General features: G+C 70.7%; 17 protein-coding genes. 11 read left to right on the top strand and 6 right to left on the bottom strand.

Translation table 11 applies throughout. The annotated features are described in order from the left end of the window. Positions 1–44: 44 nt before the first annotated feature. A complete protein-coding gene (locus tag B0I32_RS33265) occupies positions 45–1,961 on the bottom strand; it encodes a TOMM precursor leader peptide-binding protein (protein ID WP_106246546.1) in 1,917 nt (638 codons plus the stop codon). Positions 1,962–2,150: 189 nt separating this feature from the next. Then, a complete protein-coding gene (locus tag B0I32_RS33260) occupies positions 2,151–2,348 on the bottom strand; it encodes a thiazolylpeptide-type bacteriocin (protein WP_245956185.1) in 198 nt (65 codons plus the stop codon). Positions 2,349–2,681: 333 nt separating this feature from the next. Between B0I32_RS33260 and B0I32_RS33255 the strand changes: the two genes are divergently transcribed. The 7 genes from B0I32_RS33255 (at position 2,682) to B0I32_RS33225 (ending at position 16,191) form a co-directional block, all read left to right on the top strand. Continuing rightward, positions 2,682–4,958, top strand: coding sequence for a TOMM precursor leader peptide-binding protein (locus B0I32_RS33255; RefSeq protein ID WP_181308044.1), 2,277 nt, complete (start codon positions 2,682–2,684; stop codon positions 4,956–4,958). Between the two features lie 224 nt (positions 4,959–5,182). Continuing rightward, positions 5,183–6,946, top strand: coding sequence for a TOMM precursor leader peptide-binding protein (locus B0I32_RS33250; RefSeq protein ID WP_181308042.1), 1,764 nt, complete (start codon positions 5,183–5,185; stop codon positions 6,944–6,946). 62 nt (positions 6,947–7,008) lie between these two features. Further along, positions 7,009–8,637, top strand: coding sequence for a SagB family peptide dehydrogenase (locus tag B0I32_RS33245; protein ID WP_106246540.1), 1,629 nt, complete (start codon positions 7,009–7,011; stop codon positions 8,635–8,637). Positions 8,638–8,665: 28 nt separating this feature from the next. Then, positions 8,666–11,422, top strand: a complete 2,757-nt coding sequence (locus B0I32_RS33240) for a lantibiotic dehydratase (RefSeq protein ID WP_146178399.1) — start codon at positions 8,666–8,668, stop codon at positions 11,420–11,422. A gap of 19 nt (positions 11,423–11,441) precedes the next feature. Continuing rightward, a complete protein-coding gene (locus B0I32_RS33235; RefSeq protein WP_106246537.1) occupies positions 11,442–12,542 on the top strand; it encodes a lantibiotic dehydratase C-terminal domain-containing protein in 1,101 nt (366 codons plus the stop codon). A gap of 116 nt (positions 12,543–12,658) precedes the next feature. Next, entirely contained in the window at positions 12,659–13,813 is a 1,155-nt protein-coding gene (locus B0I32_RS33230) for an acyl-CoA dehydrogenase family protein (RefSeq protein ID WP_106246536.1), read from the top strand. Positions 13,814–13,959: 146 nt separating this feature from the next. Next, entirely contained in the window at positions 13,960–16,191 is a 2,232-nt protein-coding gene (locus B0I32_RS33225; protein ID WP_106246534.1) for an AfsR/SARP family transcriptional regulator, read from the top strand. A 33-nt stretch (positions 16,192–16,224) separates the two neighbouring features. On the opposite strand, the gene B0I32_RS33220 is transcribed toward B0I32_RS33225, so the two are convergent. Further along, the gene (locus B0I32_RS33220) at positions 16,225–17,130 is read right to left on the bottom strand and encodes an AraC family transcriptional regulator (protein WP_181308040.1); all 906 of its coding nucleotides are present in this window, start codon (positions 17,128–17,130) and stop codon (positions 16,225–16,227) included. Positions 17,131–17,745: 615 nt separating this feature from the next. On the opposite strand from B0I32_RS33220, the gene B0I32_RS33215 reads away from it, so the two are divergent. Together B0I32_RS33215 and B0I32_RS33210 are read left to right on the top strand one after the other, a co-directional pair. Further along, positions 17,746–18,291, top strand: coding sequence for a SigE family RNA polymerase sigma factor (locus B0I32_RS33215; protein ID WP_342751794.1), 546 nt, complete (start codon positions 17,746–17,748; stop codon positions 18,289–18,291). Then, entirely contained in the window at positions 18,288–19,304 is a 1,017-nt protein-coding gene (locus tag B0I32_RS33210) for a hypothetical protein (RefSeq protein ID WP_106246529.1), read from the top strand. Before B0I32_RS33215 ends, B0I32_RS33210 begins: the two co-directional genes overlap by 4 nt. Before the next feature lie 12 nt (positions 19,305–19,316). On the opposite strand, the gene B0I32_RS33205 is transcribed toward B0I32_RS33210, so the two are convergent. The 3 genes from B0I32_RS33205 to B0I32_RS33195 are packed head-to-tail and all read right to left on the bottom strand — an operon-like array spanning position 19,317 to position 22,543. Further along, positions 19,317–20,300, bottom strand: coding sequence for an ABC transporter ATP-binding protein (locus tag B0I32_RS33205; RefSeq protein ID WP_106246527.1), 984 nt, complete (start codon positions 20,298–20,300; stop codon positions 19,317–19,319). After that, positions 20,293–21,378, bottom strand: coding sequence for a FecCD family ABC transporter permease (locus B0I32_RS33200; RefSeq protein ID WP_106246526.1), 1,086 nt, complete (start codon positions 21,376–21,378; stop codon positions 20,293–20,295). Before B0I32_RS33200 ends, B0I32_RS33205 begins: the two co-directional genes overlap by 8 nt. After that, the gene (locus B0I32_RS33195; protein WP_181308037.1) at positions 21,341–22,543 is read right to left on the bottom strand and encodes an ABC transporter substrate-binding protein; all 1,203 of its coding nucleotides are present in this window, start codon (positions 22,541–22,543) and stop codon (positions 21,341–21,343) included. The genes B0I32_RS33200 and B0I32_RS33195 overlap by 38 nt, the downstream gene beginning before the upstream one ends. A gap of 121 nt (positions 22,544–22,664) precedes the next feature. Between B0I32_RS33195 and B0I32_RS33190 the strand changes: the two genes are divergently transcribed. Then, positions 22,665–24,380 (top strand): ABC transporter ATP-binding protein, encoded by a 1,716-nt coding sequence (locus B0I32_RS33190; RefSeq protein WP_181308035.1) that lies wholly within the window; start codon positions 22,665–22,667, stop codon positions 24,378–24,380. Further along, positions 24,377–26,110 (top strand): thiol reductant ABC exporter subunit CydC, encoded by a 1,734-nt coding sequence (gene cydC, locus B0I32_RS33185; protein ID WP_106246522.1) that lies wholly within the window; start codon positions 24,377–24,379, stop codon positions 26,108–26,110. The genes B0I32_RS33190 and cydC overlap by 4 nt, the downstream gene beginning before the upstream one ends. The last annotated feature ends 84 nt before the right edge of the window (positions 26,111–26,194 follow it).

The raw sequence follows: 26,194 nt of genomic DNA, 5'->3' as shown, positions 1-26,194 counted from the left end.
CGCCGCGGCAGGTTTCGCGTCACCGGCGTCCTTGCCGGGTGCCATCAGGCGAAGGGGTGCGGCACCTGATGCAGGTCAGCAGCATCCAGATCGGTGGTCCGCCAGCCGGCGCGCCGGAACGCGTTACGGGTCCGGGGCAGGTGCAGAGCGCGCTGCAGTGACCAGCCGAAATCGATGGGCAGGAGCCCCGGTGCGATCACGCGAACCGTGCGCAGGCCCAGCAGCTTCTGTTCCGGGGCCGTCTGGTTGACGACCAGGACGTCCAGACCGGCCTCGATCAGCTGATCGCGGCAGTACGACAGGTCCGTCAGCAGGTCCGGGCTCCTGGGCCGAGTCCGCTGCCACTCCTGGTACAACTCCCCCATGGAGGTCAGCCGGCTGTTCGACAGCAGGAAGTCGGCATGGTGTCTCATGCCCGGCGCCGCGAACAGCGCCGGATGGTCGATCAGCGTGCGGACCTTGCCGAAGTCCTCGGTCATCGCCAGGACCGCGTCGGGGCGTCTGGTGAACTGCTCGGGCATGGTCGGCGCGAAGGAGGCGACCTCTGACAGCGCGGACGCGACGGCCTCCGCCGGATCCAAGGAGGCGCCGGACGCGAAGGTCAGCGTGCCGGGACCGCCGTCCCGGCGGACCGCCACCGCGAGCACGGCGGGCACCGGCAGGTCGATTCTCATGTCGAACAGGCGGACGTCGTAGCCGCAGAGCCGCAGCCGGTCGATCAGGAAGCGGGATTCGTCGCGGCACGTGGCCGGATCGATTTCGGGTAACGCTGCCTTGCCGTACCACGCGAGCAGGAAGGAATCGCGCTCGATCAGTTCCAGCATTCCGTGCAGAATCGCCTCTTCGACGCTCGCGCCGCTCGCACAGCCGCTGGAGCACTCCATCACGAAGTTGTCAGTGCGATCCGCCCCGCCGTAGAAGACGGTGCGCTGCGGCACCAGAACCGCCCGCCGGTCACGCAGCGAGTAACCCCAGACCCAGGGAATCGGCCGATCAGGATCGAATCTCGAATACGCCCCCGACGCGTAGACCTCGTCCGCGTAGACGCCGCATCCTCGGGGGTCGATGGCCTGCGCGGACAACGCGTGGAAGCTGTCCACCGTGACTTCGGTCCATCGCCGTTGTTCGAGTCCGGCATAACGCTCGAGCGCTTCGAACAGCCCGCTGGTCTCACTGGTCGCGAATGTATTGGTCTGGCCGCTCCATTGGATCTCCTGCAGAGCGACGCCGTCGTGGAAGTGGAACATGCCGAAACTCGGCGACGTGGTGGGAGAAAGGTCGTCGCGGTGCGCGTAGCGGCCGACCACGCCGCAGATCGGATTCGTCAGTGCCGAGACCGGCAGGTCGTGGTCGCGCAGGTGAAACTGCCGGTAGCGGTTCGGCGCCGATTTCGGGATCGGACGCAGGTCGAGGACGGCGCCGGCCGCGGTGTCCGGTTCACCCGGCAGGCATACGGGACATGCGGCGTCCATCAGCAGCTCGTACCGGGACACCCGCAGGGTCCGCAGATTCAGTTCGTAGACCGGGGCGATCCCGGCGCGATGACGCCGGCCGTCCGTGGCGCTGGTCCGCAGCAGGTTCCACAATCGCCAGATCGCCTCAAGGGCGAAGGGCGTCAAGTACGGCGACGACGCCGGCGACCGCACCTGCCGCCCGCGTTCGATCGCATCACGTTCCGGTGCGGGGCGCAGGCGTTGCCACCGCAGGGCCAGACATCGCCCACACGGGGCCGAGCCGCTCTGTCCGGTGACCACCGGTCCGAGGACGGCCGAGCCCGCGGCGAAAGAGATCGGCACGAGGCCATGGCTCTTCTCCGCTGCGGGCAGGTGCAACGCGTCGCGCAGACCGAGTACCGCCACGTCGGGCAGGTCTCCCTGCTCCAGCCGCGCATCCAGGTAGCGCAGGAGCCGGTCCGGCGCCGATGCGCCGGTCTCCGTGTCCTGCTCCGCCGCTGATGCCACCTGCTTCCAGCCTTTCGCGCGAGATGAACGAGCACTTTCGCGTACGCCGCCACCGGCGCCCCGATCGAGCCGAGTCGGCTGCCCGCGGAGTCCGCGGGCAGCCGACGGCGTCAGCGGGAGATCAACGGCCGAACCGGGATCGGTGACGTCACGCTGCTCCCGCGGCGCGGGCAGCTCCGCCGCGGATCCCTAGCACTCTCCGCTCTGGGTTCCGCTGCTGCAGCTCGTGCTCGTGGTGCTGGTGGACCCGCAGCAGCTCGTGGCGGCCGCTACAGGGGACAGGTGGATGTCGACTTCGGTGTAGTCGGAGACCTCGAAAGTCTCCGACCCCAGCTGCTCCAGCTCCTGGAACAGATCCGACAGTGGTTTCTCGACGATGGTCCGCACAGCGCGTTTCCTTTCCTTCGCACGATCGGGCCGAACAGGCGCAGTATCGCAACGACCCCTTTCACGCTGCTGCCACCTGCGGCAACAGCCGAAAGAGACGCGAAAGAAGCCGCGGCCATACTCCTGAGACGTAACGCGCAGCGCCTGTCAGAGAGGTCGCGTGGCGGTCGGCCGCCCACGGTCTCCTGCCTGTTCATCACCACAACGCCCATGGCGTCGAACGCCAAGGAAGTGATCTCGACGATGACTGCTACAGAGCTTGAGCCAGAGGCGGGACAGGGAAAGCCGGCGACGGCCGATGATCTCGCGGTCCGGCCCAGGTTGGGTCATGACGTGCTGTTCTACGATGTCGGCGACAAAGTCGTGGTGCGCAACACCGAAAAGGTGTACGTCGTCAAAGGACGATGGGCCTACCGTTTCCTGTGCTCGCTCGCACCGTACTTGACCGCCGAACACACGCTTGCCGAGCTGTGCGCGGGCCTCGCGCCCGAACGGCAGGCGATGGTCGTCTCCCTGGTCCGGTCGTTGATCGACAACGGTTTCGCGCGCGACGTACCTCCGGCGGGCGACATCGATCTGGACCCCGCCGTCGAGCAGGTGTTCGCCTCTCAGCTGAACTATGTGGAGCACTTCGTCGACGAGGCCAAGTCTCGGTTTCTGCGCTTCCGTACGGCCAAGGTGCTGATGCTGGGCACCGGCCGGGTGAACCGGGCGGCGGCCGAGAGCCTGCTGCGCAACGGGCTCGCCTCACTGAGCCTGGTCGAGTCTTCGCCGGAGAGCCCGGCCGAGGGCTCCCCCACGGCTCTCGCGGGGCTGGCGGGATGCGTCGCGGACCTGACCGAGGCCGGAAGCCCTCCGCAGGTCCACCTGCCGGGCCTCACCTTGGACGAGGCCCTCACGCCGCACGCCCTGAACGGCTACGACTTCGTGCTCGCGTCCGGCGACGACATCGGCATGGCCACGCTGCGGCGGCTGATCGACGCCGGCGTGAACGGCGGTCCCGTGGTGCTGCCCGCCACCTCGATCGGTTCGAGCGTCGTCATCGGTCCGGTCACCCGCCCGGCGACCGCGGGATGCTGGACGTGCTCCATGCTCCGCTACGGAGCCAACGCCGAGCCACGCGAGGCGGCCGCCCTGTGGCGCGGCATCGCGTGCGGAGCCGCGGGCCTGGCCGCGCCGAGGCTCAATCCGCAGCTCGCGGCGATGGTCGGCAATCTGCTCGCCTTCGACCTGTTCCGGCTGGTCACCGGCTGCTTCGACGCGGAGACGGACCATGGCGTCCTGATCCAGGACGTCTCCACGCTGGAGGCCAGGCGCGAGCGGCTGTGGCCGCACCCGCTCTGCCCCTCCTGCGCGGAGCACCAGGATTTCGGCGCCGGGCCCGTCACGCCGGCCGTCGTCCACGAGACGCCACCGCGACCGTTCCGCGCCGCTCACGACGCCGCTCACGATGGCGCCGGTCACGATGGCGCCGGTCATGATGGCGCCGGTCATGATGACAAGGAGCGGCTCAGGGCGCTGCTGAAGGAGGCCGACGAACTGGTCGGCTCCCACACGGGTCTGCTGTCGTCGTTCGACGACGCGGCTCTGGACCAGTCACCGCTCAAGGTCAGCAGGGTCCGCCTCGGCGCCCAGGCCGGATCCGACGTGCGGACTCGGCTGATCACGGCGTTCGACCTGCACTACGTGCCCGTCGCGCGCCGGAGCGCGGTGCGCGCCGCGCTGCTCGCCTATGTCGGCCAGGTGGCGAGCGTCCGGAACGCGGTGACCGGCTCGACGGAGCTGCCGCACACGGTCGCCCCTGCCGACCTGTCCGTCTCCACGGGGCTGGCGATCGAGGGACGCGAGACGCTCCCATGGCTTCCCTCGACGTCTCTGGTGAGCGGAGAACAGCGGCTGGTGCCCGCCGCGGCGGTTCACCCGTTCTCAGGACTGAACGCCGACTCGTGGTTCGAACGGAGCGGGGCGGGTGCCGGAGCCGGGGCGAGCCTCGGTGAGGCCGTCCGGGCGGGCCTGTCGTCCGCCATCGCGTTCGAGGCGTTGCGCGCGGCGGTCTCGGGACGGAGTGAACCTCGTCCGGTCGTGTGCGGGGATCCCGAAACAGGTTCCGAGCTGGAGTTCTTACTGCGGACCTGCGGCAACCTGAGCCTCCGCCCGGAGGTGCTCGAGCTCTCCCCCTGGCGCAACGCCGGCATCGTGCTCGCTCGGGCCGCGGACTCCGCCGAGCGGCCGCTGTGGACCGTCCAGGCAGCGTTGTCCCGGCAGGACGCGCTCGTCGGAGCTCTGCGAGATCTCGCCGGGCAGGTCCAGCTGCGTCACCTGGCGAAGATCGAGGACGTCGACCTCGGCGAGCCGCTACTGCCCGGTTTCGACGCCCGGGCCGTGCCCGCGTCCGGGGAACCGGTGCCGGCCACGACAGACGGCTCCCCCAGCGACCCCACAGGCCCCATCGACCGCACCGACCCCGATGTCCCCAGCGACCTCGCGGCCCTGGTCGCCGAGCTCGCCGGCGAGGGCCGCGACGTTCTCGTCGTCGACACCACGACTCCGGAGCTCAGGTCTCAGGCGGCCGTGGTGACCTGCCGGGTCCTCCTGACGCGATGCACGTGATGAAGGAGCGGGTCCCCCAGGCGCTCGCGGACGATCGACGACTGGTAGCCGGTTACCTGCACGATCGACTGGCCGGGACGACCGGGCGGCCCGTGACGGTTCGCGTGGCGCTCCTCGGCGCGCAGAACGCGATGCGGCGGCTTGACGCACCGGACACGGACACAGGCACGGACCCAGGCACGGACACAGGCACGGACACGGACACAGACACGGACACGGCAGGCTTGCTGCCTGTCCATGTGCACGGCGACGCCGTGCTGCTCGGCCCGTTCGACAGCGCACGCCCCTGTTTCCACTGCCTGGCCAGACGGTGGCAGCAGCTGCGGACCGGCGTGGAACGTGAGGCCCTGCAAGGCGGGCCGTCGCTCGTCGCGCACCACACGTCCCCGTTCCTCTCCCGGTTCGGCCTGGAGGCGATCTGGCGGACCGTCCAGCAGATCGTCCGGGTGCCGCCGGAACGGAGACACACCGACCGGCACGGACATCCGTTCGTGCACGAACTACGGCTGAGAGACCTGACGGTGCGGCGTCACCCGATCGTCGCGGACTCGCAGTGCCCTCGATGCGCTGTTCCGGCTGAAGACAGCGCCGACGCCGCTCGCATAACGCTGCGCAGCCAGACGAAACGGTCGGTGGACGACTTCCGGATCAGCTCAGCCGCCGACCACGACCTGGAATTCGGAGCGTACGCGAACCCGGTCTGCGGGATGGCCGGCACCGGCGCGGAGCCGAGCATGACGAGCACGACGACGGCGAACGTGAAAGGCCGGATCGACGTCCCCGGTGGCGGGTACGTCCATGAGACGTTCTGGGCCGGTCACTCCGACAGTTACGCCCGCAGCGCGCTCCTGGGAATCCTGGAAGCCCACGAGCGGATCGCCGGCACCCAGCCTCGGCGCTTCTCCGATCCGGTGGTCGGCACCTACCGGAATCTGCGGGACTCGGCGCTGGATCCCGCCGAATGCGGCCTGTACACCGAAGAGTTCTACGCCAGGTCCCGGCATTACACGCCCTACCATCCTGATCTGGCGATTCCTTGGGTATGGGGTTACTCGCTGCGCGATGAGCGTCCCCTTCTGGTCCCAGCGGCGATCACCTATTACCACCTGATCGACCAGACCGGCAGATTCGTCCAGGAATGCTCGAACGGGTGCGCGTCCGGCGGCTGCCTGGAAGAGGCGATCCTCCACGGCCTCCTCGAACTGGTCGAGCGTGACGCGTTCCTGATCGCCTGGTACGCCAAGCCGCGGCTGCGCGAGATCGACCCGTACAGCAGCACGAGGGTCAGCAGCCGGCTGATGACTGATCGCCTCTCGATGTACGGCTACGACCTCCGGCTGTTCGACGCCAGAATCGAATTTCCGATCCCGGTCGTCATCGCCGTCGCCCAGCGCAGAGGGGGCGGCGTGGGCAGGCTGCTCTTCGGGGCCGGCGCCAGTCTCGATCCCGAGGAGGCGATCGCCTCCGGCCTGTACGAGGTCGCGTCCGCGATCCCGGATTTCCCCGGCTACACGAAGCTGCGCGCCGACGAGCTCACCGCGAAGGCGGCCGACTTCAGCCAGGTGGTTTCGCTGTCCGATCACGCCCCGCTCTACGGGTTGCCCGAGATGGCCGGGTACGCCGCCCATCTGCTCGGCGACGGCGGCCGACCGGCCGGGCTTCCCCCGGTGGAGGAGGTGTACCGGGGCTGGCGGCACGAACGGCCGCGCACCCTGGATCTGCTGGACGACCTCAGGTTCTGCGTTCAGTCCGTGGTCGAGGCCGGTTTCGACGTGATCGTGGTGGACCAGACCTCGCCGGAGCAGGCGGAGATCCGCCTGCACACGGCGAGCGTGGTGATCCCCGGCCTGCTGCCGGTCGACTTCGGGTGGGACCGCCAGCGCGCCCTGCACATGACGCGGACCCGCACTGTCCTGCGCCGGGCCGGACTCCGCGACAGCGATCTCGAAGCCTCGGGGCTCAACCGGGCTCCGCACCCCTTCCAATGAACCGGCCGATGAACCGGCCAACGCACCTGCTCGCCGCTACCGGCGCGCCTGAGGAGTCGTCCATGGACACGGAGCAAGCGTTCGAAACAGCGAGCGACTACATCGCCGCGATCATGCGCCGCAACCGATCGCCGGCGGAGGACTGGAGCCTGAAACCCGATTGGGCCGACCAGCCGCGCATGCACAACGTCTATCCCGGCGTCACGCCCGTCCCGCTGCCGGCCGCGAAGGTCGAGCTCGCCTCTCTCGAAGCGAGCCTGACCGGGCAGCCGCCCAGCGACGGCGGCGCGTTCACCCTGCCGATGCTCTACGAGATGCTGTGCGACTCCTACGCGTACGGCGGGCGCAGGCTGGCGGTCACGGTCAACGACGACACGGTGGCTCTGCCGCATTATCCGCGCGCGGTCTGGTCTCGCGGCACGGCGTCCGGGGGTGGCCTGTACCCGCTGGAGATCTACTGGGTCTGCGGGCCCGGCGGGCCGATGCTGCCGGGCGTCTACAACTATTCGCCGGCCCAGCACGGTGTGCAGAGACTGCTGATCGGTGACGTGACGAGCCAGGTGCGTCAGGCGATCGCGCCGGCGGAGGCCGTCGGCGACCAGTTCCTGCTCGTGACGGTCAAGTTCTGGAAGAACACCTTCAAGTACGAGGCCTTCGGCTACCACGTGGTCACCATGGACGTGGGCACGGCGCTGGGGACGTGGCAGTTGTGGTCGAGGGCGGCGGGAGTTCCGCTGCGCCCGCTGCTCACTTTCGACGAGGAAGCACTCAACCGGCTGCTGGGCGTACGGACGCACGAGGAAAGCGTGTTCGCCGTGGTGCCGCTGCCCGGCGGCGGAGGCCCGTCCCCCGAGGGCCGGCCCGGACTTCGCGTCACCGCCGTCCCCGCGGAACGGTCACGTACCGTCGTCCGGCATCCCGCGGTCGAGCGCGTGCACGCCTCGACCGTCGCCACTCCGCCGCCCGGCGATGCACCGGCTGACCAGCTGAAGGCGGCGAGGCCGAGCCACAGCGGCGGCAGCGGCGGCAGCGGCGACGCGATCAAGCTGGCCGATCCGCTCCCGCTCGACGCCACCGTGCGGGACGCCCTGCGCGCTCGCCGCAGCAGCTTCGGCAGATTCAGCGCACACCACCGCCTCGGACAGGCCGAACTGGCCGCGGTGCTGCGCGCGGGAACCCTGGGAGCCCGGCTCGTGTCGGATGTCAAACAGCCGGACGGCACGCCGGAGCTGACCAGGCTGGCCGTGCTCGCCGGCCACGTCGACGGCGTCCCCCCGGACGCGTACGACTACGACCTCGCCACCAACACGCTGCTCCCCCTCGGCGTCGGTGTGAGCGCGTCGTTCCTGCAGCGCAACTACTTCCTGAACAACTACAACCTGGAGCAGGTCGCCGCCGTCGTCACGGTGCTGGCACGGCCGCACGCGGTGATCGCGGCCACCGGCCAGCGCGGTTACCGGTTCCTCAACGCGGAGGTCGGCGCCGCCGCCCAGGCCATGTATCTGGCCGCGGCCGCGGCGAACATCGGCTGCGGGGCCGCGCTGGGCTTCGACAACGTGTCGTACGCCGAGCACCTGGACAGGCGGCGAGATCCGGGCGGCGATGACGACGCCCGGGAATGGCCCCTGCTGATCGTGATGCTGGGGCACGAGCGCCAGAAGGCTCCCGACTTCCACTTCCGGCTCCGTTGATCTCACCGACCCGAAGAGGTGACACCGGTTGATAGACCATGATTTCCCCCTTGGCACGGACTCCCCGGCAGGCCAGGACGACGGCAGGCAGTGGATCGTCACCCCGCAGTTCATGCTGCGGGTGGCCGGGATGCCCATCGACGCCGTGGCCCCCTTGACCAACCCCCGGGGGGTGCGATGGGCGGACGCCCTGCTGGCGGCCGAGACCGCCATGGACGCGGCGAAGCAGGTGATCGCCGACGCGCTGCAGGAGTCCATCGCGGACAATGACGACGAACGGCAGCGTCGCCGGCTGCTCACGCTGCGGCGCGATGTCTTCAACCGCCGCCTCCCCAAGGACCTGGCGTCAGCGCGGGCGCTCGCCGCGCACCTCGACGACCAGGGTCGCGCCGCCCTGCTCGGCTGGCTCGACCAGCGCGCCGCCTATGACGAGGAACTCCGGCGCGGCGCCGCCGTCGTGGCCGATGAAACCGGCCTGGCCCGCGCCCACCTGCGTGAACTCGCCCGCGATCCGAGACTGCGCAAGGGCGTGCTGCTGGCGTCTCCTTCGCTGGACCGCTACCTGCCGGCCTATCTCGACGCCGGGGCCGGCCCGCTGAACAAGCGCGCCCGCCGCATCGAGCGGTCGCTGCTGGAGTACGTGTACCGCACCGCCTGCAAGACGAGCCCGTTCAGCACGTTCACCGCTGTCGCGCTCGGGCGGTTCGTACCCGGCAGCGGGTCCCTCTTCCCGCAGGTCGACCTCGACGTCGTCTGGCGCGCTCACGCCCGTCTCAACGTCGCGGCGCTGGCCCGCCTGATAGACGTCATCGTCGACCAGCTCGACCTGCGGCCCGAGCTCACGGTGCGCCTGACGTCGGGCTCGCGGGCCGACACGGAGCGGGTGCGCTACGTGCGGCGGATCCGGGTGGTCGGTGACGACGACATCCCGACGGGCGCGGACAGCATGCGGGAGAACCTCTTCTTCCTGCGTCAGGGCACCCTGCTGCAGGAGGTCATGCGGATCCTGGGCGAGCGGGCGGAGGTGTCCTTCGGGCGGCTGGCCGAACTGCTCAGCGCCGCCGACCGGCCGAACCGTTCCCCCGAGGACGTGCGCGAGTATCTGCGGCGCCTGCTCCAGCTCGGCCTGCTCGTGGCGCCGGCCCTGCACCTGGACGTCCACAGCGCCGACCCGGTGGAGTCGTTCCGGAACGGCCTGGCACGGCTGGACGCGCCATGGGCGCAAGCGCTCGCCGACCGGCTCGGCGGCATCTCCGAGCTGGTGAAGCTGTACCCGCCAGCCGATCACGAGGCCCGCAGCAGGCTGCTCGGCATCATCAGGGCCGGCCTGGAGGAAACGCAACGCGAGCTCGGCGCGGGACGGCCCAGCACGCCGAGCAACCTGGTGTACGAGGACGTCAGCATCCCCGGCACCGGCGCGGTGGCCGACCCGGAGAAGTGGCGGCGATCGCTGACCCCCTCGCTGTGCCAGGTGGCACGCCTGTTGCCGCTGTTCGACTCCACGGTGCCGCAGCGGCTGAGCCTGCACGGGTTCTTCACCGCTCGTTACGGAGTCGGTGGACGCTGCGATGACGTGCTGCGGTTCGTGCACGAATTCCACCAGGACTACTACACCTACTACCTGAAGGTCACCTCGCGGCCGAGCTTCGACGAGGACGGCGTGTTCGTCCCCGACCCGAACTGGTTGCGGCTGCCCGAGGTGGAGGCGATGACGCGGGCCCGGCGGGAACTGATCCGCCGGATGAAACTGGCCGCGGCGTCCGGCACCGACGTGCTGCTCGACGACGAGTTCGTCGACGAGGTCTCCGGCATGGTGCCCGATCATCTGCTCGACCTGGAGCCGAGAAGTTTCTTCGTGCAGCTCGGCGACGACGGCGGTGCGCCGTTCGCCGTGGTGAACCAGACCTACAGCGGCTTGACCTTGTTGTTCTCCCGCTTCATGCACTGCTTCGACGACGCCGAACGCGGTGGGCTGGCCGCCGAACTGCGGGACGAACTCGCCAAGCTGCAACCGGCCGACGCGGTGTTCGCCGAGGTCACGGGCGGGTACGACACCACGAACCTGAATCTGCATCCGGCGATCACCCCGTACGAACTGGTCTGTCCCGGCGACGTGAGTTTCCGGGACGAGTCCGAACAGATCGCGGTGGACGACCTCAGCGTGCTCCACGACGAGCGGACCGGCCGGCTGCGGTTGTACTCGTGGCGCCTGGGCCGCGAGGTCATCCCGGTCTACCTGGGCTTCATCATTCCGCCGGCGCTGCCCCAGGTGCAGCGGGCGATGCTGCTGTTCTCCCGGACCATCTTCGCCACGATCGACCTGTGGGGCGGCACGCGCGCCCACGAGCGGGTCACGACGATCAGCAGCCGGCCGAGAATCCGCGTCGGCGACCTGGTCGTGTCGAGACGCAGGTGGACCGTACATCCCGGCTTCCTCCCCGCGCGCGGCGCCGGGGACGGCGAGGCGGAGTCGTTTCTCGCCTGGCGGCGCTGGCAGCGGGAGCACGGCCTGCCGCAGCGGGTCTTCGCCTCACTCGGCGCGGTGCCGCTCAAGCCCGGCGCGGGCACCTCCATACCGACGTTCAAACCCCAGTACATCGACTTCGGCAGCGTTCTCTCGCTCCAGTTGCTGGACCGGATGGCGCGCGAAGGCAACCGCCTGATCGTGCTCGAAGAGATGCTTCCCGACCTTGAGCAGATCTGGCTGAGGTCGGCTGAAGGACGGTACGTGGCCGAGCAGACCGTCGAGATCACCGGCACGACCCGGCCGCTTCGCGGTCACTGATCAGACAGGGAGTTCAGGGATGACAACAGAGCCGCACACCGTCGGCGATCCTCGGTCGCGACCTGCCCCGGCCCCGGGCGAGTGGCAGGCGCTGCACATCTTCTACAGCGCCAATTCCCAGGCGATGCTGACCGACTGCGTCGCACCGCTGGTTCGCGACCTTCGTGACCGCGGGCTGCTGGAGCGCTACTTCTTCATCAACTACTGGATGGAGGGCCCGCACGTCCGGCTCCGGCTGAAGCCGGTCGCGGAGGCGGCCACCTCCGCGGTGCGCACGGCCGCCGAGGCCGCCGTGCGGGACTTCCTGGCGAGCCGCCCGGCGCTGTACGCGTTCGACCAGGACATGCTGAAGGCGCAGGAAGATCTGTTCATCATGGAATATCCGGACGAGAACGAGCGGCGCCGGATGTACCCGGAGGGGCGGATCCCCGTCCAGGACAACAACACCTTCCATCACCGCCCGTATCATCCGGAATACGATCGCTACGGCGGGCCGGTCGGGATTACCCTCGCGGAGCGGCACTTCGAGTTCTCCAGCGATCTGGTCATCGGACTGCTGCGGACGGCCAACGTGCACATCAGGCCGGTGCTGCTGGGCCTGGCCGCCCAGCTCATGATGATCAGCGTCTCCACTTTCATGCGCGACACCGGCCGGATGGCGACCTTCCTGGAGCGTTATCACGACTACTGGAACTCGTCGTTCGGACTCGACTACTGGAGCTCGACGACCCGCATCGTCGAGGACAACACCGCCAGCTACCGCATGTGTTATGACTCGATGAAGGACGTGCTCACGACCCGGTTCCTGGACACGCACGACAGCATCAGGCGGGGCGAGCCGGATCGGCTGACCGGCTTCCGGGCGATGTGGGCCAGGCACTGGGAGAGCCTGCGCGAAGAGGTGCTGGAGCACGGGAGCGCCGGCCGGCTCACCTTCGTCAAGGCGGGCACCTCCAGGGCGCCCAAGGTGATCTCCGATCCCGAGATCCTGCTGCCGCATCTGCTCGCGTCGTACCTGCACATGACGAACAACCGGCTCGGCCTGCCGATAGCCGACGAGGCCTACCTGGCCTACCTCCTGGCGCGCACCCTCCAGGACCATGCGGAGTCCCCGTCCTGACGTCGCCCGTCCGCCGTCCTCCCGGACATCCGGCCTCCTCCTCGACCATGAACCTCGACCATGAACCTCGACCGTGAATCTCGACCGTGAACCTCGACCATGAACGAAGTGAGCACATGACCATGCAGACAGCCCACCCGCTGGATCTTCCCGCGCAACTGGAGGCCGCCGTCGGCGCGGCCGCCGCCGACATGGAGGCCGGGCGGGACCTCCCTGAGAAGCTGGTGCGCGAGTTGCGGGACAGCGGCGCCTTCCGCCTGCTCACGCCACGTGAGCTCGGCGGCTTCGAAGCCCCGCTGGAGACCGTGCTGAAGGTGTACGAGGGGTTCGGCCGGCTGGACGCCTCCGCCGGGTGGATCGTGTGGAACGCCAACTGGGGATTCATCGGCGCGCTGCTCGACGAGCCGGGCAACGCCCGGATCTGGGGATCGGGTGCCGAGCCGGTCTTCGCCGCGTCGAGCATGGTGGGGACCGCCGTACCGTGCGACGGGGGTTTCCGGCTGTCCGGGCGCTGGAAGCTCGTCAGCGGGATCAACCACGCCGACTGGTTCGCCGCGGCCGCCTACATCAAGGACGGCGACAACGTGCTCCTGACCGACGAGGGCATGCTCGACGTGCGGTTCTTCATGCTGCGCCGGGAGCAGTTCTCGGTCGAGGACACCTGGCACTCCACCGGCCTGCGCGGCTCGGGCAGCCACGATGTCATGGTCGAGGACGCCGTGGTGCCCGGCGACCTGGTGGCGCGCGTGGACGTGCCGGCCCGCGTCCAGCGCCCCCGTTACCAGGGCTACATTCCCTCGCTCGTCGTCCCCGGCTGCTCCGCCGTCGTCCTCGGGGTGGCCCGGAGTGCCATCGAGGAGACGGCCGCGCTCGTGGTCTCGAAGCGGACGATGACCGGCGGCACGCTCGCCGGCTCAGCGCACACCCAGACGGTCATCGCCCGGTCGGAGGCCGCGCTCCAGGCCGCCCGGCTGCTCCTGCTGTCCGCGGCGCGCGACATCGACCTCGCCGGGGAGAACGCCGAGCCCGTCACCCTTGAACTGCGCGCCGCGCTGCGCGGCGCCATGAGTCACGCCGCGCAGGTCGGCCGCGACGTGCTGACGGCCATGTACGAGCTGGGCAGCTCCGCCTCGATCTATCAGGGCAACGGCGTCGAGCGGCTCTTCCGCGACGGGATGGTCGCGCTCCAGCACCACAACCACTCCGCCGTCTTCTTCGAATCCGTCGGACGGGTCCGCCTCGGCATGGCCCCCACGCTGCCGGTCTTCTGAGGGGCCGGTCTTCTGAGGGGCCGGTCTTCTGAGGGGCCGGTCTTCTGAGGGGCCGGTGATGCTCGCTCGCGCTATCCCGAACGCGCAGCGGACAGGACGCGGCGTGGATATCTCCGGCACAGGCCCGTGGTTAGGCTCATCCGCGTGTGGCAGACGACCGAGGGCAGCCGGACGCCGGAAGGCCGGTCCGCGTGACCGCCGACGCGGGAAGGGAACTGCGCGTGGCCGTACTGGGCCCCTTCGACGTGCGACTGGGAACGGTCCGGGTCGAGCTGGGCTCGAACCGGCTGCGGACGCTGCTGGCCGTCCTCGCGCTGTCGGCGGGCGAGACGGTGTCGGTGGATCGGCTGGCCTCGGCGGTATGGGCGGGTGACCTGCCGGACAACGTCCGGCGCAGCGTTCACACCTACATCGCCCGGCTGCGTCACACGCTCGGCGCGGAGGCGATCGAGACGACGTCACTGGGCTACCGGCTGCGGGTGGAACCTGAACGGGTCGACGCACTGCTGTTTCGCCGCCTGCTCGCCGAGGCGGCGCCGGCGCTGGACACCGAAGCCGAGCCGGCGGCGCTGGAGCAGGCGCTGAGCCTGTGGCGGGGGCAGCCGTTCGAGGGGATCGAGTCTCCGGCGCTGCACGGGGCCGACGCCGCTCACCTGCTGGATCTGCACGTGACCGCCGCGGAACGCTGGCTCGACCTGGGGCTGGCCGCGGGACGCCACAGTGAGCTGGTGCCCGAGGCCCGCAGGCTGGTGGCCCGTCATCCGTGGCACGAGCCGTTGTGGGGGCGCCTGCTCCTGGCGCTGGACGGCTGCGGCAGACGGGCCGAGGCGCTGTCGGCGTACGAGCGGCTCAGGCGCGGGCTGAGCGAGGAACTGGGCACCACCCCCTCCGCGGAGCTGCGGCGCATTCACGCCGGCCTGCTGGAGGACCAGGCGGTGCGGGCGGCGCCGATCACGCCACGCCAGCTCCCGGCGGACGTGGCCGAGCTCACCGGCCGGGACGAGGAGCTGAAGCGGCTGGATGGGTTGCTCGACGGGAACACCAGCGTCTGCGTCATCACCGGCACCGCCGGCGTCGGCAAGACCTGCCTGGCCGTGCACTGGGCGCACCAGGCCGCCGAACGCTTCCCTGACGGTCAGCTCTACGCCGATCTGCAGGGATTCGGGCCGGGCGAGAGCGCACTGGACCCGCATGACGTTCTGTCCAGTTTTCTGCAGACCTTGGGCGTGGCGAAACACCGGATTCCAGTGGATCCGCAGGCCAGGATCGCGCTGTACCGGACCCTGCTGGCAGGCCGGCGCGCGCTGGTGCTGCTCGACAACGCCCGCGACGCCGAGCAGGTACAGGAGCTGCTGCCGGGAGGCACCGCGTGCATGGTGGTGATCACCAGCAGGCAAGGGCTGAACAGCCTGGTCAGCCGGCACGCGGCCGCGTTGCTCACCTTGGACGTCCTCACCCATCGCGAGTCCCGGCAACTGCTCGCCGGCCGGTTGGGCCGCGAGTGCGTCGAGGCCGACGCGCGCGCCACCGATGAGATCATCGACCTGTGCGGGCGGTTGCCCCTCTCCCTGACCATCGCGGCCGGCCGCGCGACCGCGGCGCCGTCCGCTCCGCTCGCGGCGCTCTCGGCCGAGCTGCGCCGTGTCCGCACCGACGTCAGCGTGCTGGCCACCCGGGATGCCCGCACCGACATGCGCACGGTGTTCTCCCACTCCTACGACCTCCTGCCCGCCAAGGCGGCCCGCCTGTTCTCGTTGCTGGCGATCCATCCGGGGCCCGACATCGCCCGGGCGGCCGTAGCCAGTCTGGCGGCCGTCAACAGGGTGCAGGCCGACCGGCTGCTGGACGTGCTCCTGGAGGCGCATCTGGTGGCCGAGGCCGTCCCCGGCAGGGTCACGCTGCACAACCTGCTCCGTACGTACGCGCACGATCTGGCCCGCGTCGCCGACGTCCGGCTCCACCGGCAGGCGGCACGGCGGGTGATCGAGCACTACCTGCACACCGCGTACCGGGCCACGCGGCTGCTCAGGCCGGAGGCGCTCGTGATCGTGCCCAGCCCGCCGGCCCCCGGGGTGCGGCCGGAACGCCTCGCCTGCCGCCGGCAGGCACTGGAGTGGTTCCAGGCCGAGCACACGGTCCTGTTCACCGTGGTGCGCCAGGCGCTGAGGAACGACTTCCCGTCCCATGTCATCCAGCTGGCGGCGGCGTTGACGCCCTGGTGCGACCATCGCAGCGACTGGCGCGCGAAGGCCGGCCTCCATGAGGCCGCGCTGAAGGCGGCCGAACAACTGGGTGACATCGCGGCCGTGGTCAGGGCGCGGCAGATCATCGCGGCGGTGACGATCGACCTCGAACGAGCGGACCAGGCACCCGCTTGAACGGGCCTGCTCAAGGTCGGGCGGCCACCCTGCTCACCGGCGTCCTTGCCGGGTGCTGGACGGCGGCCGGCCGTAGGTCTGCCGGTACAGGGCCGCGAACCGGCCGAGGTGGGTGAATCCCCACCGGAGCGCCACGTCCGTGACGGTCATCGGGCTGTCCGTCCCGGCGACGCGGACCAGATCGGCGTGGGCGTGCGCCAGCCGTACGGAACGGAGATAGGCCATCGGGGTGGTCCGCAGATGCTCGCGGAAGCCGAGCTGGAGGGTGCGGACGCCGACCCTGGCCGCGGCGGCGATGTCGTTCAGGCTGATCGGCTCGCCGGCGTGATCTTCGCAGTAGCGGGTCGCCCGCCGCAGAGCGGCCGGGGTCCACGAGGCGGGGAGCTCGCCGAGCTCGTGGGAGTAGTTGTGCGGCTGGGAAGAGAGCAGGGTGTGCAGCAGGAACTGCTCGAAGTGGTGCTCGGCGATTTTCGAGGCCGAGAAGGGCAGCGAACCGGCCGTCCCGACCGACGACAACATTCTGAACGTGCGCCCCAGCGCGCTGCCGTGATCCGCCCCCGGTTCGAACCGCAACCGCTCCTTGACCGATTCACCCAGGTAAGGCTCCAGCGCATCCTGCAGCAGCGCCGACGGAATCTGCATCACCATCACTTCGTGGTCGATGCTCCACCGCATGTCGATCTTCTGCTGGGGGCCCAGGAGGGAGATCGGCGCGCTGATGTCCTCCCCGTCGAGCGTCACGGAACCGGCCCCGCGCAACGGCATGACCGCGTAGAAGTTGAGCGACTCCGACGTCCCGGTCCTGATTTCTCCCCCGTATGACGCGGTGTAGAGCATGGCCTTTCCTCGGTGGAGCAACTGATGCCGAGCGCCGCGCGGATGCGGCTTGATGACTTTGAGGAAGTACGACGGGTACTGCTGCTCCAGCAGATCCCGCAACTGATCGACCCCCGCGCTGACGGCCGGATATCTCCCCGATAACTCCGAGACTCTTTCCGACCTCGGCGAGATTGAATTCTTCATCGCGCTGTAATCCCCCGCACACTCTCGGATCGGTCATATCCACGCCATTCCACAATGCAATGATCATGGACTTCCTCCTGCGGTCAGCAGGCTAGCGAGAGGCCGCGACACTGTGAAGTCGAACCCGGACAGTTCCAAGTACTTCTAAATAAGTCGCGCTTGCGCGGATCACCGATAGGCTGGCAGCAGCTCGCAGACCCCTGGTGCCAGGTGCAGGCGGTGCCGAGGCTCGAGAACATCCAGGTGATGGCCATACAGGCACTGAGAGTCGGCGATCGGAACAGTGAACCCATGGGACAGCCGGAGATTCCCGATCCGATGAATTCGGCCATTCATCGGAGTCGAGCAGTTTGGCGAGACGAAGCCCTGGCCCCACCTACGCCATTTCTCATGAACTGAATTCCGCCGGCTTCTCTTGCGCACTCGCCACCTTTCACATGCCGGCGGATGGAATGCGGCACCCACCACCCTCCTTGTCGAGAAGACGCATGTCGCTGACGGAGAGGTCGAGGGCGCGGGCAACCTGGTGGGGTGGTCGATGCGTCAGTACCGTCAACCGGCTCGTACAGGAGGCACGTCAAGTTGGCGGATAGGGCGATATTTCAGGATTTCGTGGTGGCGCGGTCGGACCGGCTGTTACGGACCGCGTACCTGCTGACCCGGGACTGGGGCGTCGCGGAGGACCTGCTGCAGGAGTCGCTGGCCAAGGCGTGGTTCGCCTGGCCGGGCATCGACGAGCCCGAGGCGTACGTGCGCAAGGTGCTGGTGACGACGTACACCTCGTGGTGGCGGCGGCGATGGCGCAGAGAGTTGCCGAGCGACGATCTGCCCGAGGCGGTGCGGCACGACCCGGCCGGCGATCCGGCCGCAGATGGGCGGGCGGACCTGTGGCGGGCGGTGGGCCGGCTGCCGGCCCGGCAGCGCGCGGTGATCGTGCTGCGTTTCTACGAGGACCTGCCCGTGAGCGAGGTGGCCGGGCTGCTGGGCTGCCAGGAGGGCACGGTCAAGAGCCAGACCGCGAAGGCGCTGGCCAAGCTGCGACAGGACGAGGCGATGGTGAAGGAGCTGCGCCGGTGACCGTACAAGATCTGCGTGACGTCCTGCGCGAGCGGGCCGAGGGGCCGTCGCCCGCGAACCCGCACCGCCACGACGAGGTCCGCGCGCGCATCCGCAGGACCCGGCTGCGCCGGCGGGCGGTGGCGGGCGGGGTGGTGTCGGTGGTGTCGGTGGTGGCCGCCGTCGTGGTGACCGTCGCCCTGCTGCCCGGTACGGCCGAGGAGCCGGTCGCGACGACGGTGACCGCCGAGCCCGCGCCCGGCCTGCCCGAGCGCTACACCGCCCCCGACGGCACCGTGTACCGCCGGCTGGCCGCGACCAGGCTCGTCGCGGCGGGGGTGAAGACCTCGGTCACGGTCCCGGTCACCGGAAATCCGCTGGACGTCGCGGCGCGGTGCGACGGCGAGATGAGCGCGCCGCCACGGATCCTGGTGAACGGCAGGAACACGGGCCCGCGAGGTTTCGCGCCGTGCCCCAAGGACATGGACCTGCGTCCGCTGATCGTGCCGGCGGACGCCAAGGAGGTCACGGTCACGTTCGACCGGAGCACCTCCGGCGGGGGCTGCGTCATGCGGACCAAGAACGGGCCGTGCGAGCCGGTCAAGCCTCAGCGGTCCGACTGGGACCTCGCGGTCTACGAGTGGGTCCCGCCCGCCCGGATGATCCTCCCCGAGCCGGTCAGGGCGATGCCCGAGCGGCTGGACGGCAAGAAGATGCTCGCCCAGTTCAGGGGCGTCTGGCCGGGCCAGTCCACGTTCGAGATGCAGGTGGTGGGCACCGGCGACCCCGTCGGCATCGACCAGATCTGCTCGGGCGCCCTGGCCGGACGCATGTGGTTCACGTACCAAGTCGGCGGCCAGGAGTCGCCCACGCGCTCGGGCTGCGGCATCTGGAAGGAGGGCCCGTTCCCGACGGCGATGCAGGAGTTCACGGTGCCCAAGGGCAAGCGCGTCACCGTCACGGGACGCGTGGGGCTCTGGGGCGAGTCCACCAACCGCCCGGTGAACTGGGCCATCGGCGTCTACCGCAGATAGCTCCGCCCTCCGTCAGCCGCCGTCGCGCAGGCAGGCGACCAGCGCCTGCACCGAATCGAGCCGGCGCGGGCCGACCCGCCAGCCGCCGGACGCCCGCACCTCGACCGTGACAGCGGGGTCCTGCTCGCCGACGCGGTATCCGGCGCGCTCCACCGCACGAACGGTCCAGGCCAGCAGGTCGGCCGGGCATTCGTTCGGCGCCGTGACGCGGGCGGTGGCCGCGTGGCCGTCGTCCCAGGCGAACGTGCCGGTTCGCGGGTCGAAGGCGGCGGTGTCGCCGAGCATGCGCCGCAGGTGCCCGCCCAGCCCGAGCTCCTCCGGCGCTCCGGTGATCAGCTCGCGTTCGGGGGTGATCAGCCAGACCGAGTCGGCGTGCCGCAGCAGGTGCTCGACGTCGTGGGTGGACATCAGGACGGCGAGGCCGTGCTCGTGGGTCAGGGAGAGCAGCAGTTTGACCAGCTCCAGCCGGGCGGCCAGGTCGAGGAACGCGGTGGGCTCGTCCAGCAGCAGGACGGAGGGCTGCTGGACGAGCGCCCGCGCGATCATGAGGCGCTGCCGTTCGCCGTCGCTGAGCTCCGTCACCGGGCGGCCGGCCAGGTGCCCGGAGCCGGTGGTGTCGAGGGCCCACTCGATCGTGCGTCTGTCGGTGTCGTCGAGCCGGCCGAACCATCCGGTGTACGGGGCGCGGCCGAGGGCGACGAGGTCGTAGCCGAGCAGTTGCCCGGCGGCGACCCGGTCGGTGAGGACGATGGCCAGCTCCGCGGCGAGCTCGCGGGGCGAGAGGTCGGTGATGGGCCGGCCGCGGAGCTCGACGCGTCCGGTGAGCGGTGACTGGGCGCGGGCGAGGGTGCGCATGAGGGTGGACTTGCCGATGCCGTTCGCGCCGATGAGGCAGGCCAGCTCGCCGGCGCGCAGGGTGACGTCGATGCCGGAGAGCACGGCGCGGCGGCGGTAGCCCACCGTGAGGTCCGTGGCGGCCAGCCGTTCGTCAGACATGGAAGCCTCCTCCTACGCGGTTGATCCGCAGCAGTACGTGAAGTACGACGGGCGCGCCGAGCAGGGCGAGGGCGGCGTTGAGCGGCAGCGTGAGCCCGGTTCCCGGAAGCTGGGCGAAGATCCCCGCGACCAGGGCGGTCAGCGCGCCGAGCAACGCCGAGCCCGGGATCAGCAACCGGTGGTCGGCCGTGCCGAGCAGGCCCCGCGCCAGGTGCGGGGCCGCGATGCCGAGGAAGGCGATCGGCCCGGTGTAGGCGGTGACCGCGCCGGACAGCAGGGCCGTGGCGGCGACGGCGACGATCCGCACCCGCCGCGGGGACAGGCCCATGCTCTGGGCGTACCGCTCCCCCAGCAGCGACACGTTCAGCTGTTTGACGAAGAGCGTCAGCAGCAGGGCGCCCGCGGCGACGACGGCGGCGAGCACGGGGAGCTGAACTGCCCGCACGCCCTCGAAGCTGCCGAACTGCCACTGCGTGAAGGCCACCACGGCCTCGGGCCTGGCGAAGAACACCAGCACGTTGGTGACGGCGCCGAGGAAGGCGCCGACCATGATGCCCGCCACCAGGACGATGACCATGTTCCGCACCCGCCCGGCGATGGCCAGCATGACCAGCAGGACGGCGAACGCGCCCAGGGCGGCCGCGCCGACGACGCCGAGCCCGTGCAGCGGGGCGAGTCCGGCCAGCAGCGAGGCGCCCACGCCGGTGGTCGCGCCCTGCGGCAGCAGGAGCAGGCCCACGCCGAGCCCGGCTCCCGAGGTGACGCCGAGCACGTACGGCTCGGCGAGGGCGTTGCGGAACAGCGTCTGCATGGCGAGCCCGGCCAGGGCCATGGCCGTCCCGGCGAGCACCGCCGTCGTCGCGCGGGGCAGGCGCAGGTCGAGGACGATGGCCCGCCAGGTCCCGCGGGCCGGCTCCTGCCCGCGCAGGATGGCGACGACCTCGTCCAGCGGCACGCTGACCGACCCCCAGGCCAGCGTGGCCAGGAAGGCGGCCGGCACGGCGGCGGCGAGCACGGCGAGGACGACGGCGCGGCGCGCGCTACTCGGCCGGGACACGCTTGACGAACTGGAGGTCATCGCCGCTCCTCAGGAGGTCGGGGTGCAGGAGGTGCACCAGGTCGCGCAGGATCAGGTCCGCCTCCAGCGCGCCGTTGAGGAAGTAGTCGGAGCCGCGCGCCCCGACGCGGTGGAAGGTCCTGCCGCTCTTCAGGGCGGGCAGGCGGGCGAGCCGGTCGTCGGCGGCGATGTAGTCGGCCCCCGTCCGGTGCTTGGGGAAGAAGACCAGGTCCATCCAGTGGTCGGCGTCCGCCCCAGCGTCGAGGAACCGCTCCAGCGACAGGGCCGCGATGCCGCCGCCGGGCAGGTCGGGCACCGGCTCCGCGCCGGCCGCGCGGATGAGCTGCGGCTCGAACCGCTCGCGCTGCCTGGTGGTGACCGTTCCCGACTCGCCGACGGCGCCGATCAGCACCTTGGGCTTCTCCTTGCCGGCGACGTAGGCGTCGATCCGGGCGCGCAGCTTCGTGTAGCGCTCCTCGATCGGGTCGAACACCTGCTGGGCCCGCTGCTCGGCGTCGAAGAAGAGGGACAGGAACTTGATCTGCTCGGCCGCGCCGAGCGGCGTTTCGGTGTACGGGAAGTAGTAGACGACGGGGATGCCGAGCTCTTCGATCTTGCTGAAGGTCTGGTCGTCCCCGGCGTAGTTGGTGTAGAAGTCGGGGTCGGCGTCGGCCAGGGCCTCGTAGTTGACCTCGTAGCCGATCTCCGCGACTTTGCCCCCCTTGATCCGCTCGGCGATCCTGGGCAAGTAGGGCGCCTCGACGTCACCGATGAACGGTTCGGCGGAGCCGGTCAGCGCGTCGGCCCGGCCCAGCTTCTCCAGCGCCGCGTACAGAACGCTGCCGCCGTCGACCATCGTGTTGACGGGCACCTCGATGACGGTGGCGCCCGCCAGCTCGCCGGTCAGCTCCGGCCGTGGCGCGCCGCACCGCAGGAGCACGTAGGTGCTGTCGATCTCGCGGCTGCCGGCCTCGGCGTGCCCACCGGCCGCCTGCACCGTCGTCTTCAGCACCTTGTACGAGCGCTCGTAGCGGACCTGCCAGCCCTGGGCGTACTCGGCCCGCACCCGGTGGGGGAAGTAGTCCTGCTCGGCGGAGAAGTCCGTCACGCAGCCGGGGCGGTCCGGAGCCGCCCTCGGCGGAGGACCGGCGGTTCCGCAGGCGGCGAGCCCGACGGCCAGAAGCACACACAATAAGCGTTTCATCCTTTTCCTCCGCAACTGTTGCGCACCCGTCGATGCCGGGTTAGCGTCCTTGAACATGACAACGGTTATCAAACCCGCGTCGACTCGGCAACGGGTTGCCCCGATGACGCCCCGGCTGTTACGTCTGGCCGCCGCCGTGCCCGGCCGGCTGGCGCTCGGCACGGCGGTGACGCTCGCCGTCACCGCCACCCACGTCGGCCAGGGCATCGCGATCGCCCAGGCCCTGGCCGTCGTGTTCGCCGGCGCACCGTGGCAGGGCGTGCTCGTTCCGCTCGCCGTCGTCGCGGTCATGCTGGTGACCAGGGCGGCCCTGCTCTGGGCGGGCGAGCTGGTCGTCGTGACCACCGGGCGGGCGGTGAAGGACTCCCTGCGCCGGCGCCTGTACGCCAGGCTCTTCGAGCTGGGACCCGGCTACACCGCGGCCAACCGGACGGGCGCCACCCAGGCGACGGTGGTCGACGGCGTGGAGAAGATCGACGTGTACGTCAGCCGCTTCCTGTCCCAGCTGCTCGGCGCCGCCCTCGGCGCGCTGGCGATCCTGACCGGGCTCGTCCTCGTCGATCCGGTCATCGGCGGCGTGCTGTTCGCCGGAGCGCTCGCGATCACCGCGACCCCGCTGCTCGCCCGGCGCCTCCAGGCCGAACGGGCGGGCTGGTTCTGGGGACTGTGGCGGCGGCTCGGCGCCGAATATCTCGACGTGCTGCAAGGCATGACGACGTTGAAGGCGTTCGGGGTCAGCCGCGAGCGCGGCCGGGAGCTGGCGCGCGAATCCCACGACTTCTACCGGGCCTCGATCGGCTTCGTGGCGGTGGCCAACCTGCGCACCGGCGCGATGGGGCTGCTGTCGGTCGCGGGCGTCTGCCTCGCGATCGGGCTCGGCGCCGTACGGCTGGCCGGCGGGCAGCTCGACGTGCTGGGCCTGCTGCTGGTCCTGCTCCTGGCCCGCGAGGCGTTCCGGCCGCTGGAGGAGCTGCAGAAGGCCTACCACTCCGCCTACCCGGCGATCTCCGCCGCCGGCGGGATCTTCGAACTGCTCGACGCCGAGCCCGCGGTCACCGAGGCGCGCCGTCCGCAGCCGCCGCCGGTGTCCGCGTCGATCTCGTTCGACCGCGTGTCCTTCGGCTACCGCGACGGGCGGGACGTCGTCTCGGACCTGTCGTTCGCGGTGGAGGAAGGCCGCACGGTCGCGATCGTCGGCCGGTCGGGCGCGGGCAAGAGCACGATCGTCTCGCTGCTGCTGCGCTTCTTCGACCCCAGATCGGGCCGCGTCCTGCTCGGCGGGCACGACGTCAGGGAGTTGTCTCTGGCGCGGTTGCGCGGCCTGATCGCCGTAGTGGCCCAGGACACGTACCTCTTCCACGGCACGGTCCGCGACAACCTCCTGCTCGGCCGGCCCGACGCCGACGCCGGCCAGGTGGAAGCGGCCGCGGCCGCCGCCGGCGCCCACGACTTCATCGCCAGGCTGCCCGACGGGTACGACACCGTGGTCGGCGAGCGCGGCGTCACCCTGTCGGGCGGGGAACGGCAGCGCGTCGCCATCGCCCGCGCGCTGCTCAAGGACGCGCCGATCCTCGTCCTGGACGAGGCCACCTCCAGCATCGACTCGGCCAACGAGGCGCAGATCCAGCGGGCCCTCGACCGGCTGGCCGCCGGTCGTACCACGCTGGTCATCGCCCACCGGCTGTCGACCGTACGCGACGCCGACCGCATCCTGCTGCTCGACCACGGCCGGGTCGCCGCCGCCGGCACCCACTCCGAGCTGCTCGAACGCTCGGCCGGTTACCAGCGGCTGGTGGCGGCGCAGGCGGTGAGCCGATGATCTCCGGACTGCGTCCCCTGCTGTCCGTGGTGCGGCCCTACCGGCTGCACCTGGCCGGCGCGATCGGCAGCGGCGTGCTGGACCAGGCCCTTACCGTGGCGATCGCCGCGGCCGGCGCCTGGGTGGCCGGCGCCGCGATCACCGGCGCGGGGGTCGCCCAGCTGCGTCCCGGGCTGATCGTGCTGGCCTGCCTGGTGCTCCCCCGCGCGGTGCTGGCCTTCGTGGAGTCGCACCTCGCCCACGACATGGCCTTCCGGATACTGGTCGACATCAGGGAGCGGCTGTACGTGGGCTTCGAGCGGATCGCGCCCGCGCACCCCAAGGGGCACCGCTCCGGCGACCTGGCCGCGACGGTCATGGACGACGTCGAGCGGCTGGAGGTGTTCTTCGCCCACACCCTGAGCCCGCTGTGCGTCGCGGTCGTGGTGCCGGCCGGGTCGGTGGCGGCCCTGTCGTTCATCCACCCGGCGCTGGCCCTCGTCGTCCTGCCGGTCGCCGGCCTGGTGGCCTTCGTCCCCGCCTGGCTGCGCGGGCGGGCCACCGTGCAGGGCCGCGCGTGGCGGCTACGGCTCGGCCGGCTCAACGCCACCGCCGTGGACGGCGTGCAGGGGCTGCGCGAGATCGCCGCCTTCGGCCAGGAGGAGCGCTTCCTGGTCCGGCTCGGCGCCCACGGCCGCGACCTGCACGAGGCGCAGCTGGCCCACGCCCGCCGGGTCGGCGCCGAACGTGCCGCGACCGACCTGCTGATCGGCCTGGGAGTCGTCGGCGTGCTGGCCGGTTCGGCCGTCCTGGTCGCCGCCGGCGCGATGCCGGTCGCGCTGTATCCGGCCGCGGTGGTCCTGGCCGCCGCCGCGCTGGCGCCCGTCACCAAACTCGGCGACGCCGCACGTGAGCTCGGCGTGGTCGCCGCAGCGGGCGAACGCGTCTTCGCTGTCGTCCACGCGCCGGCCATGGCCCCGGAACCGGCCGCGCCGGCGCCGCTGCCCGCCCGGCCGGCGGCGCTCGGCGTCTCCTTCCGCGACGTCTCCTTCCGGTACGGCCCCGGCCTCCCGCCGGCCGTGTCCGGCGTCACGTTCGACATCGCCGCCGGGGAGACGGTCGCGCTGGTGGGACACTCCGGCGCGGGCAAGTCCACGCTCACCAACCTGCTGCTCCGCTTCTGGGACCCGGAGGCGGGCTCGGTGCGCGTCGCCGGGCACGACCTGCGTGACCTGGCCGACCAGGAGCTGCGCGAGCTGATCTGCGTGGTCCCGCAGGAGATCTACCTGCTCAACCGGACGGTCGCCGAGAACATCGCGCTGGGCAGGCCCGGCGCGAGCCGGGAGGAGATCGAGACCGCCGCCAGGGCCGCGCTGGCGCACGACTTCATCACCGAGGAGCTTCCCGACGGTTACGACACCGTCGTCGGCGAATGGGGGGCGCGGGTCTCGGGCGGGCAGCGGCAGCGCATCGCCATCGCCCGCGCGCTGCTGCGCGACGCGCCCGTCCTCATCCTCGACGAGCCCGTCTCCAACGTGGACGCGGAGAGCGAGCGGCTGCTGGGCCTGGCCATGGCCCGGGTCCGCGCCGGCCGGACCACTCTGCTGGTGGCCCACCGGCTCTCCACGATCCGCACCGCCGACCGCTTGATCGTGCTCGACCGCGGCGAGGTGGCCGAGGTCGGCACGCACGCGGAGCTGGTGGCAGCCGGCGGCACCTACGCCCGGCTGGTCCGCCACCAGCTGCGATAACCACCCACAGGAAGGAGGTCAGCACATGATCCGTGAAATCAGCGCCGAGCGGCGTCGCGACACCGTCGCGCCGCACAACCACAG

It is taken from the genome of Nonomuraea fuscirosea, from assembly GCF_003001935.1.
In the GTDB taxonomy this organism is placed as follows: Bacteria; Actinomycetota; Actinomycetes; order Streptosporangiales; family Streptosporangiaceae; genus Nonomuraea; species Nonomuraea fuscirosea.
Note: the sequence above shows the minus strand (reverse complement) of the source record. Positions and strands in the feature narration are given on the sequence as shown.

Bases quoted from the DNA above. Each gene is read 5' to 3' on its own strand.
- B0I32_RS33245 (WP_106246540.1), top strand. From the start codon at position 7,009: ATGGACACGGAGCAAGCGTTCGAAACAGCGAGCGACTACATCGCCGCG.
- B0I32_RS33200 (WP_106246526.1), bottom strand. From the start codon at position 21,378: ATGACCTCCAGTTCGTCAAGCGTGTCCCGGCCGAGTAGCGCGCGCCGC.
- B0I32_RS33235 (WP_106246537.1), top strand. From the start codon at position 11,442: ATGACAACAGAGCCGCACACCGTCGGCGATCCTCGGTCGCGACCTGCC.
- B0I32_RS33230 (WP_106246536.1), top strand. From the start codon at position 12,659: ATGACCATGCAGACAGCCCACCCGCTGGATCTTCCCGCGCAACTGGAG.
- B0I32_RS33205 (WP_106246527.1), bottom strand. From the start codon at position 20,300: ATGTCTGACGAACGGCTGGCCGCCACGGACCTCACGGTGGGCTACCGC.
- cydC (WP_106246522.1), top strand. From the start codon at position 24,377: ATGATCTCCGGACTGCGTCCCCTGCTGTCCGTGGTGCGGCCCTACCGG.
- B0I32_RS33190 (WP_181308035.1), top strand. From the start codon at position 22,665: ATGACGCCCCGGCTGTTACGTCTGGCCGCCGCCGTGCCCGGCCGGCTG.